This window comes from Galbitalea soli (genome assembly GCF_010686725.1).
GTDB lineage: Bacteria > Actinomycetota > Actinomycetes > Actinomycetales > Microbacteriaceae > Galbitalea > Galbitalea soli.
On sequence record NZ_JAAGWZ010000001.1, the window covers coordinates 108,361 to 122,146 of the forward strand.

The 13,786-nt window shown below is 70.8% G+C and carries 13 protein-coding genes; 10 read left to right on the plus strand and 3 right to left on the minus strand.

Annotation, left to right across the window (positions count from 1 at the left end):
- Positions 1-62: 62 nt before the first annotated feature.
- From G3T37_RS00490 to holA, 3 genes are read left to right on the plus strand one after another with little or no spacing between them, the layout of a single operon-like run.
- Positions 63-761, plus strand: coding sequence for a ComEA family DNA-binding protein (locus G3T37_RS00490; protein WP_338401135.1), 699 nt, complete (start codon positions 63-65; stop codon positions 759-761).
- On the plus strand, positions 758-3,079 hold the full coding sequence (locus G3T37_RS00495; protein WP_163471457.1) for a ComEC/Rec2 family competence protein: 2,322 nt from the start codon (positions 758-760) through the stop codon (positions 3,077-3,079). The genes G3T37_RS00490 and G3T37_RS00495 overlap by 4 nt, the downstream gene beginning before the upstream one ends.
- 26 nt (positions 3,080-3,105) lie before the next feature.
- The gene (gene holA, locus G3T37_RS00500; protein ID WP_163471459.1) at positions 3,106-4,149 is read left to right on the plus strand and encodes a DNA polymerase III subunit delta; all 1,044 of its coding nucleotides are present in this window, start codon (positions 3,106-3,108) and stop codon (positions 4,147-4,149) included.
- A gap of 242 nt (positions 4,150-4,391) precedes the next feature.
- Here holA and rpsT read toward each other — a convergent pair whose 3' ends face one another.
- Complete coding sequence (gene rpsT / locus G3T37_RS14700; RefSeq protein WP_163471461.1) at positions 4,392-4,652, minus strand: 30S ribosomal protein S20; 261 nt, start codon at positions 4,650-4,652, stop codon at positions 4,392-4,394.
- 258 nt (positions 4,653-4,910) lie between these two features.
- On the opposite strand from rpsT, the gene G3T37_RS00510 reads away from it, so the two are divergent.
- Genes G3T37_RS00510 through G3T37_RS00525 form a run of 4 tightly spaced genes read left to right on the plus strand, consistent with a single transcriptional unit; the run spans position 4,911 to position 8,927 of the window.
- Positions 4,911-5,225 (plus strand): helix-turn-helix domain-containing protein, encoded by a 315-nt coding sequence (locus tag G3T37_RS00510; RefSeq protein ID WP_163471463.1) that lies wholly within the window; start codon positions 4,911-4,913, stop codon positions 5,223-5,225.
- A gap of 4 nt (positions 5,226-5,229) precedes the next feature.
- On the plus strand, positions 5,230-6,402 hold the full coding sequence (locus G3T37_RS00515; RefSeq protein ID WP_163471466.1) for a pyridoxal phosphate-dependent aminotransferase: 1,173 nt from the start codon (positions 5,230-5,232) through the stop codon (positions 6,400-6,402).
- A 3-nt stretch (positions 6,403-6,405) separates the two neighbouring features.
- Entirely contained in the window at positions 6,406-8,256 is a 1,851-nt protein-coding gene (gene lepA, locus G3T37_RS00520) for a translation elongation factor 4 (RefSeq protein ID WP_163471468.1), read from the plus strand.
- 56 nt (positions 8,257-8,312) lie between these two features.
- Positions 8,313-8,927: a DUF1990 family protein gene (locus tag G3T37_RS00525; RefSeq protein ID WP_338401196.1), complete on the plus strand. Its 615-nt coding sequence runs from the start codon at positions 8,313-8,315 to the stop codon at positions 8,925-8,927.
- A 27-nt stretch (positions 8,928-8,954) separates the two neighbouring features.
- Here the strand turns inward: G3T37_RS00525 and G3T37_RS00530 are convergent, their stop codons facing one another.
- On the minus strand, positions 8,955-9,617 hold the full coding sequence (locus G3T37_RS00530) for an HAD family hydrolase (protein ID WP_163471472.1): 663 nt from the start codon (positions 9,615-9,617) through the stop codon (positions 8,955-8,957).
- Between the two features lie 35 nt (positions 9,618-9,652).
- On the opposite strand from G3T37_RS00530, the gene hemW reads away from it, so the two are divergent.
- On the plus strand, positions 9,653-10,885 hold the full coding sequence (gene hemW, locus G3T37_RS00535; RefSeq protein WP_163471474.1) for a radical SAM family heme chaperone HemW: 1,233 nt from the start codon (positions 9,653-9,655) through the stop codon (positions 10,883-10,885).
- Positions 10,886-11,018: 133 nt separating this feature from the next.
- Here hemW and G3T37_RS00540 read toward each other — a convergent pair whose 3' ends face one another.
- Positions 11,019-11,414, minus strand: coding sequence for a DUF4870 domain-containing protein (locus G3T37_RS00540; RefSeq protein ID WP_163471476.1), 396 nt, complete (start codon positions 11,412-11,414; stop codon positions 11,019-11,021).
- Positions 11,415-11,621: 207 nt separating this feature from the next.
- Here G3T37_RS00540 and hrcA point away from each other — a divergent pair, with 207 nt between their 5' ends.
- Positions 11,622-12,644: a heat-inducible transcriptional repressor HrcA gene (gene hrcA, locus G3T37_RS00545; protein WP_163471478.1), complete on the plus strand. Its 1,023-nt coding sequence runs from the start codon at positions 11,622-11,624 to the stop codon at positions 12,642-12,644.
- A gap of 29 nt (positions 12,645-12,673) precedes the next feature.
- A complete protein-coding gene (gene dnaJ, locus G3T37_RS00550; protein WP_163471480.1) occupies positions 12,674-13,786 on the plus strand; it encodes a molecular chaperone DnaJ in 1,113 nt (370 codons plus the stop codon).

Below are 13,786 nucleotides of genomic sequence, written 5' to 3' on the forward strand. Positions count from 1 at the left end.
GGTCATCCACAGGGCGGGTCCGAGCGCCGACGGGGCGCGAGGTCCCGACCTAGCCTGACCGAGTGAGTGACAGCCCGAGCGAGGAGCGACCGCGCGGCAGGCTGCGGGTCACGCTCGGTGCCGCCGCCGTCGTCGTGATGACGTGCCTCGTGGTCGTCATCGCGGTCGTGTCGTTCACGCCCCACGGTGGTGCCCGCACGGTCGCGCGGCCGGCGGTCCCCGCGCCCGTTCGCTCGGGGCAGGCCGGGGCGGCGTCGGTGTGGCCCGGTGCGACAGCAGCCCCTCGGCGGGGCGCGGGCACGGCGGCGAATGGCTCGGGAATCGATGACTCGGGAATCTACGTGCACGTCACGGGCCAGGTCGCGCGGCCCGGGCTCTACCGCCTCGCGCAGGGCGACCGGGTGGTGGACGCGATCGCGGCGGCGGGCGGATTCGCCGCGGGCGCCGATCAGGGTGCGCTCAATCTCGCGCGAGTCGTCGCCGACGGTGAGCAGCTGCCGGTGCCGCGGAAGGGCGCCACCGCCTCCGCCGTTCCGGGTGCCGGTGGGGGAGCCGGGGCGGCCGGCGGAGCGCTCGTCAATCTCAACACCGCCGACGAGGCCACGCTCGAGACGCTCGACGGAGTAGGCCCCGCCCTCGCCGCGCGGATCCTCCAGTATCGGGCGGCCCACGGCCGCTTCGCCTCGGTCGATGAGCTGACGAACGTCACCGGCATCGGCGACAAGAAGTTCGCGGCAATCAAGCCGAGGGTGACGGTGTGACCGGCGCGCGCATCGGCATCCCCGCGCTTACCGCGTGGGTGGCCACCGCGGTCTGCCTGCAGGCCCCCGGTGCGGCCTGGCTGTGGATGATCGGCCTCGCCACCGTCGCCCTCGCCGGCCTCGCCCTCGCCGGCGGCCTCGCCCGTGCGCGTCGCCGACCCGCGCCCGCCGCGCTTCTGCTCGCGGTCGTCGCGGCCTGCTTCGCCGCCGTGGCCGCGGGTTCGGTCGTCGCGCACGACCCCGCCCGGCACCCGCCCGAGCTCTCCGGGGTGCGCACGCTGAGCGATGCGCGCCTGGTCACGGCGCAGACGGTCATCCCCGGAACCCGGCACTTCGCCGCGACCCTCGTGCGGGCGCAGGGGCGCGGCTACGCCGTTCCCGTGCTGGTGTTCGACGGCGCTCCGCACGAGCGCATCGAGCTCGGCTCCACCATCCGCCTCAGCGGTCGCCTCCGGGCGACGCCGCGCGCCGATTCCGCCTCCTTTCTCGTCTTCGCGAGTGGCCCCGCCCGGGTGCTCGCGCCGCCGCCCCCGTACCTCGCTTGGGCGGGAGCGCTGCGTCACGGTTTCGGGCGGGCCGCGGCGCGGCTGCCCGGCGACGCGAGCGGGCTCCTCCCCGGACTCGCGCTCGGCGACACGGTGGCCGTCGACCCGTCGCTCACGACCGCGATGACGACCTCCTCGCTGACGCACCTCACCGCGGTGTCGGGGGCGAACTGCGCCGTCGTGATCGGGCTCGTCGTGCTCGTGGGTGGCGCGCTGGGGCTCTCCCGAGGCATCCGCATCGCTGCGGCGCTCGTGGTGCTCCTCGCCTTCGTGGTGCTCGTCACTCCGCAGCCGAGCGTTCTCCGCGCCGCGGTCATGGCGGCGCTCGTGCTCGTCTCCCTCGCGCGGGGCAGACCCGTGCAGGGCGTGCCCGTCATCTCCGTCGCGGTGGCCGTGCTCGTGCTCGCCGATCCCTGGCTCGCGGTCCAGTTCGGCTTCGTGCTGTCGGTCGTGGCCACGGTCGCGCTCGTGGTCATCGCGCCGCCCCTCGCCCGCCGCCTCGGTCGGTGGATGCCCGGCTGGCTCGCGCTGACGCTCGCCGTGCCCGCGTCGGCACAGCTCCTCTGCCAGCCGGTGCTGATCCTCCTCGCCCCGACCCTGCCCCTCTACGGTGTCGTCGCGAACGTGTTCGCCGAGCCGGCCGCGCCCGTCGCGACGGTGATCGGGCTCCTCGCCTGCGTTCTCCTCCCGGTCTGTGCTCCGCTCGGTCAGCTGCTGACCGCGGTCGCCTGGCTGCCCGCGGCGTGGATCGCCGCGGTCGCACGGTTCTTCGCGGGCCTCCCCGGCGCGAGTCTCGCCTGGCCCGCGGGCCTCCCGGGCGCGCTCCTGCTCGCCGCGGTCACGGCGCTGCTCCTCCTCGTCCTTCTCGCCCGGCTGCCGCGCACGGCTCGGCGCGTGCTCGCCGCGGCTCTCGCGGGCGTGGTGATCGTTGTCGCGGTCGCCACGCTCGCGGGTCGCGTGATCGCGGATGCGGGCAGGCCGGCCGACTGGGCGATCGCGGCCTGTGACGTGGGCCAGGGCGACGCGATGATCGTGCGCAGCGCGGGTCGCGTCGCCCTGCTCGACACCGGTCCCTCACCGACGCTGCTTCGCGCCTGTCTCGCCACGCTCGGGGTGACCCGCGTCGACCTCCTCGTGCTCAGCCACTTCGATCTCGATCACATCGCGGGTACGCCCGCGGTCGACGGTATGGTCGACCGCGCGCTCGTCGGGCCGCCGAGCGGCCGTCCCCGCGAGGCACAGCTGCTCGCGGGGCTGAGATCCGCGGGAGCGACCGTCGAGCAGGTGTCGATCGGGGTGGCGGGGCGACTCGGCGATCTGGACTGGCGCATCCTCTGGCCCACGGCGGATCACGCCGGGTACGAGCCGGGCAACGAGTCGAGCGTCACGATCGAGTTCCGCCCCGCAGACGGCTGTCGCTCGGGGTGCCTCCGGTCGATGTTCGTCGGCGATCTCAACGAGCACGCGCAGACCGGCCTGCTCACGGCGAATCCGCGCCTCGGCCACCTCGACGTCATCGAGGTCGGGCACCACGGCTCGGCCGATCAGGCACCCGCGATGTACGCGCGGGTCACCGCGGTGGTCGGTCTCATCGGTGTCGGGCTCCACAACCGCTACGGGCATCCCACCGCGACCGCGCTGGGCATCCTGCGCCGCGTGCGCACCGTCGTCGCGCGCACCGACCTGCAGGGGCTCGTGCTCGTCGCGCCCGGCGCACGCCCGGGCGAGCTGCGGCTCTGGAGCGCCCGGCGGGGTGTCGGCGGGGGACCATAAACTGGGGAGCAGCGAGAGGGGGCCCGGTGGCCGCAGCACGACCCGCAGCACGGTCGACGTCGGGAGCATCAGGCTCCGCCCGCGGTGCCGCGATCCCGCAATTGAGCTGGCGCGAGATCCGGCCCGCACCGATCGTGCTCGTGTCGGGTACCGAGGGGTTCCTCGCCGATCGGGCCATCCGGCGCCTCCGGGAGACCCTGAAGGCGGAGGACCCGAGCCTCGAAGTGAGCGACCTCGAGGCCGACGCCTATGCTCCGGGCGAGCTCATGACCCTCGCGAGCCCGTCCCTGTTCGCCGAACCCCGTCTGATCCGCGTCAGCAACGTCGAGAAGTGCACGGATGCCTTCCTCGCCGAGACGATCGCCTACCTCGACCAGCCCGCCGACGACACCTACGTGGTGCTGCGCCACGCGGGCGGGGTGCGCGGCAAGAAGCTGCTGGACGCGATCCGGTCGGGCACGGGCGGCGGAATCGAGGTCGTCTGCGGCGAGCTCAAGAAAGACACGGAGAAGCTCGACTTCGCGGCGGCCGAGTTCGCCGACCGCGGCCGCCGCGTCACCGCGAGTGCCCTGCGCGCGCTCGTCTCCGCGTTCGCCGACGACCTCGCCGAGCTCGCCTCCGCGTGCCAGCAGCTCCTCGCCGACTCCAGCGAGGAGATCACCGACGCCACGGTCGAGAAGTACTACTCGGGCCGGGTGGAGACGAACGCCTTCAAGGTCGCGGATGCGGCGATCGCGGGGCGCTCCGGCGAGGCGCTCGTTCTGCTCCGCCACGCGCTCTCCTCGGGAGCGGACCCGGTTCCCATGGTCGCGGCGTTCGCCTCGAAGCTGCGCACGATGGCGAAGCTCTCGGGTGCGCGCGGCGGCTCCGGGCAGCTGGCCCAGCAGTTCGGTCTCGCGCCCTGGCAGGTGGAGCGCGCGCAGCGCGACCTGCGCGGCTGGAGCGACGAGGGACTCGGGCGCTCGATCGAGCTGCTCGCCGAGACGGATGCCCAGGTCAAGGGCGCCGGTCGTGACCCGGTCTTCGCCCTCGAGCGCATGATCGCCGTCATCAGCCGGCGCGGGGAGTAGTCCGCGGGCGCGCACAACCCGCCACGCCTGAGCGCGCACAACCCGCCACGCCTGAGCGCGCACAACCCGCCACGCCTGAGCGCGCACAACCCGCCACGCCTCAGCGCGCACAGCCCGCGACCCCTCGCCGCCGCAGTGCGCCCGCCACCGGCAACGGAAGAAGCCCGCCGCTCAATGAGCGACGGGCTTCCTGCCACGGTTTGCGTGCGAGGCGCGAGTGGCTCGCGCGTCAGCATGACGCCTTAGAGGGCGGCGACCTGCTTGGCGATGGCCGACTTGCGGTTCGCCGCCTGGTTCTTGTGGATGACACCCTTGCTGGCGGCCTTGTCGAGCTTCTTGCCGGCAACGGAGAGCGCGGTCGACGCCGCCGCCTTGTCACCGGTGGAGATGGCCGTGCGGGCGGCGCGGATCGCGGTCTTCAGCTCGCTCTTGACGGCCTTGTTGCGGTCCTGAGCCTTCTTGTTGGTGCCGATGCGCTTGATCTGCGACTTGATGTTTGCCACGTGGATTACCCTTTTCGTTACTGAGGAATGAGTGAGCGGCCGAGCTCGAGAACCATCAGGTGGTGGACTCTCGGCCGCGAATCGCGCTTCCCTCCCGAGTGGATCGGAACGGGCGCGTAAGCCAACAGGAAACACTACCAGCCCGGGGGCGCAATCGCCAATGCCGGTCATCCTGGTCGATACCCTGCATACTGGATGCAAACGCATAGTGTCGTGCGCCTCTGTTCTGTCCTGATCGGGATGAGTACTCATGACGGTATGGCTGAGATGAAATCTGAAGCCGCACGCGTCTTCGGCGAGCGGGTCCGCGACAACCGCAAGCGCCTCGGCATCAGCCAGGAGACCCTCGCGGAGCTGTCGGGCGTCCACTGGACCTTCATCGGACAGGTGGAACGCGGCACCCGCAACCTCAGCCTGCACAACATCGTCAAGATAGCCGCCGGACTCGACGTCGATCCGGGCACTCTCGTGCAGGGGATCGGCGCCGCCGATGTTCCGGCCGAGGAGAAGCCGGTGTCGGCGGCCGAGCGCATTCGCACCGAGCGCCTCGCGGGGACGAACCCAGTAGCGTAGGCCTATGCCGCAGCTCGCCCCGCACATCCCCCAGGTGCCGGGGTCTGGCATCCGTCGGATCTACCTGATCGCCTCCGAGCTCGACGACGTCATCTCGCTCGGGGTGGGCGAGCCCGACGTGCCGGTGGCCGCCCACATCGGCGAGGCCGCGAAGCGCGCCTGGGACGCCGATCAGACCGACTACACCGACAACGGGGGAATCGCGCCGCTGCGCGCCGCGCTCGTCGAGAAGCTCGCTCGCGAGAACCGGCTGCACGTGACCCCGCAGCAGGTGTGGGTGACGATCGGCGCGACCCAGGCCCTCCATCAGGCGATGCACCTCCTGCTCTCCGCGGGCGACGAGGTGCTCATCCCCGACCCGGGCTACACGACCTTCACCATGACCCCGCGCATGCTCGACGCCGTGCCGGTGCCGTATCCGCTGCATCCCGACCACGGCTTCCTGCCCGAGATCGCGCAGCTCGAGCAGCTCGTCAGCGAGCGCACCAAGGTGCTCGTGATCAACTCGCCGTCGAACCCGCTCGGCACCGTGCTGTCGGAGGAGCGCATGCGCGAGCTGCTCGCCTTCGCCCGGCGCCACGATCTCTGGATCCTGAGCGACGAGGTGTACGAGTACTTCGCCTGGGATGAGCCGCACGTGAGCATCGCGAGCCTCGACGACGACGATCGGGTCTTCACGGCCTTCTCGCTGTCGAAGACCTACGCGATGACCGGGATCCGCATCGGCTACCTCGTCACGCCCCCGGGTATGGCCGAGGTCATGCGCACCGTTCAGGAGACCACGATCAGCTGCGCGAGCACGCCGGGCCAATACGCGGCGATCGCGGCCGTCACCGGCAGCCAGGCGCCGGTGGCCGAGGCGCGCGAGCACTACCGCTCCAACCTCACGGCGGCGATGGCGCTGCTGGATGACCGCGGCATCCGCTACCTCGTTCCCCACGGCACCTTCTACCTCTGGGTCGACGTCAGTCACGCGAGCGGCGGCGACGTCGCCGAGTGGGCGGTGCGGTTCCTCATGGAGCAGCGCGTCGCCATCGCCCCGGGGAGCGCCTTCGGGCGGTCGGGCGAGGGCTGGATCCGCGTGTGCGCGGCCGCGACACGTGAGGATCTGCTGGAGGGCCTGCGCCGGCTGCCGGCGCCCGGGCATCCGGCCGCCCCGCCGCGTGGGACAATATGACAAATGTCACCACGAGCACTCAAGGCCCTCGAGCCCGCGGCGACCGACCCCGCGTTCATCCGTAACTTCTGCATCATCGCCCACATCGACCACGGCAAGTCGACCCTGGCCGACCGGATGCTGTCGATCACGGGTGTCGTCGACGACCGCTCGATGCGGGCCCAGTACCTCGACCGGATGGACATCGAGCGCGAGCGCGGCATCACCATCAAGAGCCAGGCGGTGCGCATGCCGTGGCAGCTCGGCGCCGACACCTTCGCCCTCAACATGATCGATACCCCGGGGCACGTCGACTTCACCTACGAGGTGTCCCGCTCGCTCGCGGCCTGCGAGGGAGCGATCCTGCTCGTCGATGCGGCCCAGGGCATCGAGGCGCAGACGCTCGCGAACCTGTACCTCGCGCTCGAGAACGACCTCACGATCATCCCGGTGCTCAACAAGATCGATCTGCCGGCGGCGGAACCCGAGAAGTACGCGAAAGAGCTCGCGAGCCTCATCGGCGGGCACCCGGATGACGTCCTCAAGGTGAGCGGCAAGACCGGCGTCGGCGTCTCCGAGCTGCTCGACCGGGTCACGCAGCTGATCCCGCCGCCGGTCGGCGACCCCACCGCGGCCGCCCGGGCGATGATCTTCGACTCCGTCTACGACAGCTACCGCGGCGTGGTCACCTACGTGCGCATGATCGACGGCAAGCTGAACGCCCGCGAGAAGATCCAGATGATGTCGACGCGCGCGGTGCACGACATCCTCGAGATCGGCGTGAGCTCGCCGGAGCCGGTGGCGACCAAGGGACTCGGTGTCGGCGAGGTCGGCTACCTCATCACCGGCGTGAAGGACGTGCGCCAGAGCAAGGTCGGCGACACGATCACGACCGCGGCGAAGCCCGCAACCCAGGCGCTCGCGGGCTACACCGAACCGAAGCCGATGGTCTTCTCCGGGCTGTACCCGATCGACGGGAGCGACTACCCGCTGCTGCGGGAGGCGCTCGACAAGCTCAAGCTGTCCGATGCCGCACTCGTCTACGAGCCGGAGACCTCGGTCGCGCTGGGCTTCGGCTTCCGCTGCGGCTTCCTGGGCCTCCTGCACCTCGAGATCGTGACCGAGCGACTCGACCGCGAGTTCGGGCTCGACCTCATCACGACGGCACCGAGCGTGATCTACGAGGTCACGACGGACGACAAGAAGACGATCACCGTCACGAACCCGAGCGAGTTCCCCGGCGGCAAGATCGCGAGCGTCGCCGAGCCGATGGTGAAGTCGGCCATCCTCGCGCCCAAGGACTACGTGGGCGTCATCATGGAGCTGTGCCAGGGTCGTCGGGGCACGCTCCTCGGTATGGACTACCTGGGCGAGGACCGCGTGGAGATCCGCTACCGCATGCCCCTCGGCGAGATCGTCTTCGACTTCTTCGACCAGCTGAAGAGCCGCACCGCCGGGTACGCGTCGCTCGACTACGAGCCGGACGGCGAGGCGACGGCCGATCTCGTGAAGGTCGACATCCTGCTGCAGGGCGAGCAGGTCGACGCCTTCAGTGCGATCGTGCACCGCGACAAGGCCTACGCCTATGGCGTGCTCATGACGGGCCGCCTGCGTGAGCTCATCCCGCGCCAGCAGTTCGAGGTGCCCATCCAGGCGGCGATCGGCGCCCGCATCATCGCCCGCGAGAGCATTCGCGCAATGCGCAAGGACGTGCTCGCCAAGTGCTACGGCGGTGACATCACCCGCAAGCGCAAACTGCTCGAGAAGCAGAAGGAGGGCAAGAAGCGCATGAAGATGGTGGGCCGCGTCGAGGTGCCGCAGGAGGCGTTCATCGCCGCGCTCTCGGGCGACGTCGAGAAGAAGGACAAAAAATAGGCCGCGGAACGGCGCAGGAGCCTCCCCTGTGGGAGCGGCCGGTCAGCTACGGCGCGATCGGCGGCACCCAGGCGCCCGATCTCCTGCAGTACCCGCCCCGCGGCTTCCGTCCGATGGAGCGACGGGTGCGCATCGGCCACGGCGCCGTGCGGTGGGAGTACGCCTGGACGCAGCTCTTCACCTGGGGCCTCCAGCGACTCAGCGGCATGGGGGTCGAGGTCGCCGAGCTGCCCGGCGAGGTGACCGCTCTGAGCTATACCCCGGTCGGCTTCGACGCCGAGGGCAACCCGGTGCAGCCGGCGACGATCGACTCCTCCGGTGACGCGCTCTTCGGACCGGATGGCACCCCCTTCCTGCGCCCGGGCGACACGGCGATGCTGCGCATCCCGTTCGGGCCGTTCCGGGTGGGCGCGCCGGTTCGCGTCGTCCTCGTGATCGACGAGCCCGCTCGCAAGGGCTTCGCCTACGGCACCCTCAAGGGGCATCCGGTGAGCGGTGAGGAGGCCTGGGTGGTCGAGAAGGCCGACGACGGGTCGATCTGGATGACCATCCGCTCCTTCTCGCGCCCCGCATCCGGCTGGTGGCGGCTCGTCTACCCCGCGCTGCGCCTGTCGCAGGAGGCGTACACGCGCCGGTACGAGCGCGCGCTGGCCGGCCCCATCGGACCCTGAGCGAGCATCCCGCGGAGGGCCCGTGCCTCAGCGCGCGAGGAACTCCAGCACCGCGTCGAGGCCCGAGTCGAAGTCCTCGATGAGGAGCGCGGCGCCCGTCTCGCGCAGGTCGTCCACCGAGTACACACCGGTCGCGACCCCGATGAAGGGGATGCCCGCCGCCTGCGCCGCGATGTCGTCGCCGGGGGTGTCGCCGATGATGACGGTGCGGTGGTCGAGCAGTTCCTCCTGCGCGCGGATGGTGAGCTCGCTGCGCAGTGGAGTGATGTCGCCGAAGTAGGAGTGCTGCCAGTCGAACGCATCGACGGGGAGGCCCGAGCCGTCGATCTTGAATCGCGCTCGGCGCTCTGAGTTGCCGGTGAGGAGCGCGTTGACGTAGCCGCGCGCGGCGAAGGCGTCGAGCGCCTCGGGGATCCCCGGGCAGATCTCGCGATGCAGGCCGCGCTCGTGGCGCAGGCGGGAGAGCTCGTCGAGATGGTGGCGCGCGGTCTCGTGCAGCCCCGCGTCGAGGCCGTGGGCGGCGAGGGTCTCGGCGAGGATCTGCCCGTCGGTCTTGCCGTGCATGTGGGGGAGCAGCTGTTCGAGGGCCCGCCCCGCGCTGAGTTCGACCGCCTCGTGGTAAAGGTTCGCGGCCTCCCTCCCGTTGCGAAGCAGCGTGCCGTCGACGTCCCAGAGAATGTAGGTGCTCATCGCGTCAAGGCTATCGGTGCGAGACTTGTCGGGTCATGCCGAGCGCCCTCCCCATCGCCGATCCCGCGCCCCTCGACGGGCTCCTTCCGGATTCGGTGCGCCAGGGGGCCGAGACCCGCGCCTTCGGCGTCTACCTGCACGTGCCGTTCTGCCGGGTGCGCTGCGGCTACTGCGACTTCAACACGTACACGGCGGACGAGCTCCGTGGCGCGAAGCGCAGCGACTACGCCGGTCAGGCGATCGCGGAGATCGCGCTCGCCCGTCGCGTGCTCGAGCGGGCGCAGCTGGCGCCCCGCCCCGCATCGACCGTGTTCTTCGGCGGCGGCACGCCGACGATGCTGCCGGTCACCGACCTCGCCGACATGCTCGGCGCGGTGCGCGACGCGTGGGGGCTGGTGCCCGGCGCGGAGGTGACGACGGAGGCGAACCCCGACTCCGTCGATGCCGGCTACCTGCGCTCCCTGCGCGAGGCGGGCTTCACGAGGGTCTCCTTCGGCATGCAGTCGGCGGTGCCGCGGGTGCTGGCGACCCTGGAGCGCACGCACGACCCGGCCCGCATTCCGCTCGTGGTCGCGTGGGCGCGCGAGGCCGGGCTGGAGGTGAGCCTCGATCTCATCTACGGCACACCGGGGGAATCGATCGACGACTGGCGAGCATCCCTCGATCAGGCCATCGCCCAGGAGCCCGACCACGTCTCGGCCTACGCGCTCATCGTGGAGGAGGGCACGAAACTCGCCCGGCAGATCGCGCGGGGCGAGGTGGCGGCCCCTGGCGACGACCTGCAGGCCGACATGTACGAGCTGGCGGATGCCGTGCTCGGCGAGGCCGGATTCGGCTGGTACGAGGTGAGCAACTGGGCGCGCGACGGTGCCGCCGATCACCGCTCCCGTCACAACCTGGCGTACTGGCAGGGTCACGATTGGTGGGGCGTCGGACCGGGGGCGCACAGCCACGTCGGGGGCGTGCGCTGGTGGAACGTGAAGCACCCCGCGGCCTACGCCGCGCGGATCCTCGCGGGGGAGTCGCCGGCGTTCGGGCGCGAGACCCTCGATGACGAGACCCGCAGGGTCGAGCGCGTGCTGCTCGCGACGCGCATCCGCGAGGGTCTGCCGATCGAGGCGCTCACGACGCAGGGGCGGACCTCCGTCGCCGGGCTCATCGCCGACGAACTCGTGGATGCCCGAGCCGCCCTGCACGGAACCATCGAGCTGACCCTCCGCGGCCGCCTCCTCGCCGACGCGGTCGTGCGTCGCCTGCTCGCCGAGTAGGCCGTCGCCCCGCCGCGTGACCCGGCCCGCGCCCGTGCACCCGCCCGTGCCCTGGCCCGCGACCCGCCCGTGCCCGACAACGACCGAGGGGGGCCGGCCGAAGCCGGCCCCCCTCGGGACGCGCGCGGTGGGACTACTTGATGAGTCGGATGGCGAAGGGGTAGCGGTACGCGATGCCGTCCTTGGCCTTGAGGAACCCCATGATCGACAGCACGATGCTGAGGATCGCGACGACCCAGACGAGGATGATGAGCAGCCCGCCGATGCCGAAGGTGATCGCGCCGACGATTGCCGCGAGGATGTTGATCACGATGTAGAGGCCCAGGCAGGTGAGCTGGAAGTTCAGCGCCTCCTTCGCCTCGGTGTTCGTGAAGCGGCCGCGGTCCTTGAACACGAGCCAGATGATGAGCGACGGCAGGAAGCCGATGATTCCGCCGAGGTGCGCGAACGACGCCCACTGGCGGTCCTCCGCCTCGGTGAGGGGAGCGCCGGGAGTAGCTGCGGCCGGCTGGGGAGTCGGTTCAGTCATGATGTGTCGCCTTTCAGGTAACGAAATGTGGACCGGATGCCCCGTTAAGGCACTGGTTCTGCCGCTGCCAGCCGATACTCAGCTTTTGGCGGTAACACAACACAAGCTAGTGCTTGGGTGTGCGGCGTGCAACGGGAGAAATGCCCGAAGTCACGATAGAATTGGCAGTCAATATCAGTGAGTGCTAATCCATGAGGGGGCGTTTCCATGGTTTCCGAGCGCAGCCTCGACGTGCTCCGCGTCATCGTGCAGGACTACGTCGCGTCGCGCGAGCCGGTCGGCTCGAAGTCCATCGTCGAGCGGCACGCCTTCGGCGTCTCGGCCGCGACGATCCGCAACGACATGGCGCTCCTCGAGGAAGAGGAGCTCATCACCGCGCCCCACACCTCCTCGGGGCGCATCCCCACCGACAAGGGCTACCGCGTCTTCGTCGATCAGCTCGCCGACATGCGCCCGCTCACCGCGGCCCAGCGGCAGGCGATCGAGGCCTTCCTGGGCGCCTCCGTCGACCTCGACGACGTGCTCGCGCGCACCGTCCGGCTCCTCTCCCAGCTCACCCACCAGGTCGCGCTCGTGCAGTACCCGTCGCTGGCCCCATCGCGCGTGCGCCACGTCGAGCTCGTCCCGCTCAGCGCCTCGCGGGTCATGAGCGTCTTCATCACCGATTCGGGCCGGGTGGAGCAGCGGATCCTCGACGTCGCGGCACCCGTGGACGAGTCGTTCCTCGCCGACCTCCGCGCGCGGCTGAATGCGACGCTCGGCGGTCGCGGGCTCGCGGATGCGGCCTCCCTGCTCGCGAAGTTCCCCGAGCAGTTCGTGCCGGAGCGGCGCCCCGTCGTCACCCAGATCGCCTCGAGTCTCGTCGAGCAGGTGGCGGCGAACCGCCAGGACCGGCTCGTGATGGCCGGCACCGCCAACCTCGTGCGCACGGAAGACGACTTCTCCGGCAGCATCTACCCCGTGCTGGAGGCCATCGAGGAGCAGGTCACGCTCCTGCGCCTGTTCGGCGAGATGGCGATCGACGAGCACGGCGTGGCCGTGCGGATCGGCCGCGAGAACGCGGAGTTCGGCCTCGGCGAGACCTCGGTGCTCTCGAGCGGCTACACCCAGGCGGGTGGGGGCGCCGCGCGCCTCGGTGTGCTCGGCCCGCTCCGCCAGGACTACTCCAACAACATGGCCGCCGTGCGCGCGGTGGCCCGATACCTGACCCGTCTTCTCGGCGAAGACTGAGTCCCGAAGACCAAGACACGAAGGAACACGTGGCAGACCATTACGAGGTGCTCGGCGTCGATCGCACGGCGACACCGGAAGAGATCAAGAAGGCGTATCGTCGCCTCGCCCGCGAGCTGCACCCCGACGTCAACCCGAGTCCGGACGCGAGCGACCAGTTCAAGCTCGTCACCCACGCCTACGACGTGCTGAGCGACCCGCAGGCCCGGCAGCAGTACGACGCCGGTCCCCAGGCGGGCTTCGGCGGCGCGGGCGGCTTCGGGGGCTTCGGCGACATCTTCGAGACCTTCTTCGGCGGCGGAGCGGGCGGAGGCCAGGGTCGCGGCCCGCGGTCCCGGCGTGAGCGCGGTCAGGATGCCCTGCTCCGGGTCGAGCTCGACCTCGACGAGGTCATCTTCGGCACGCGCCGCGAACTCGACATCAACACCGCGGTGCTCTGCGAGACCTGCGAGGGCAGCTGCTGCGCGCCCGGCACCTCCCCGCAGACCTGCGACATCTGCGGCGGCTCGGGCTCGATCCAGCGGTCGGTCCGCAGCCTGCTGGGCAACGTCATGACGTCGAGCCCCTGCGGCACCTGCCGCGGCTACGGCACGGTCATCCCGAGCCCGTGCCCCACCTGCCAGGGTCAGGGACGCGTGCGCGCGACCCGCACCGCGACGGTCGACATCCCTGCGGGCGTCGACACCGGCCTGCGCATCCAGTTGCCGTCGCAGGGCGAGGTCGGCCCGGCGGGCGGCCCGCAGGGCGACCTCTACCTGGAGATCAAGGTCAAGCACCACGACACCTTCAGTCGCAACGGGGATGACCTGCTCGCGACCCTCGAGGTGCAGATGACCGACGCGATCCTCGGCACGACGGCGCGACTCAAGACGCTCGACGGCGAGGTCTCCGTCGAGATCAAGCCGGGAACGCAGAGCGCCGAGGTCATCACGGTGAAGGATCGCGGCATCACGCACCTGCGCGGCAGCGGCCGCGGCGACCTCAAGATCGGTGTGCAGGTCGTGACGCCCACGCGCCTGAGCTCGAAGGAGCAGGAGCTCGTGCGCCAGCTGGCGGGATCGCGCAAGCAGGTTCCGCCGCACCTCGCCGCGTTCCAGCAGGGGCTCTTCGCCAAGCTCCGGGACCGCTTCCTGAACGTCTGA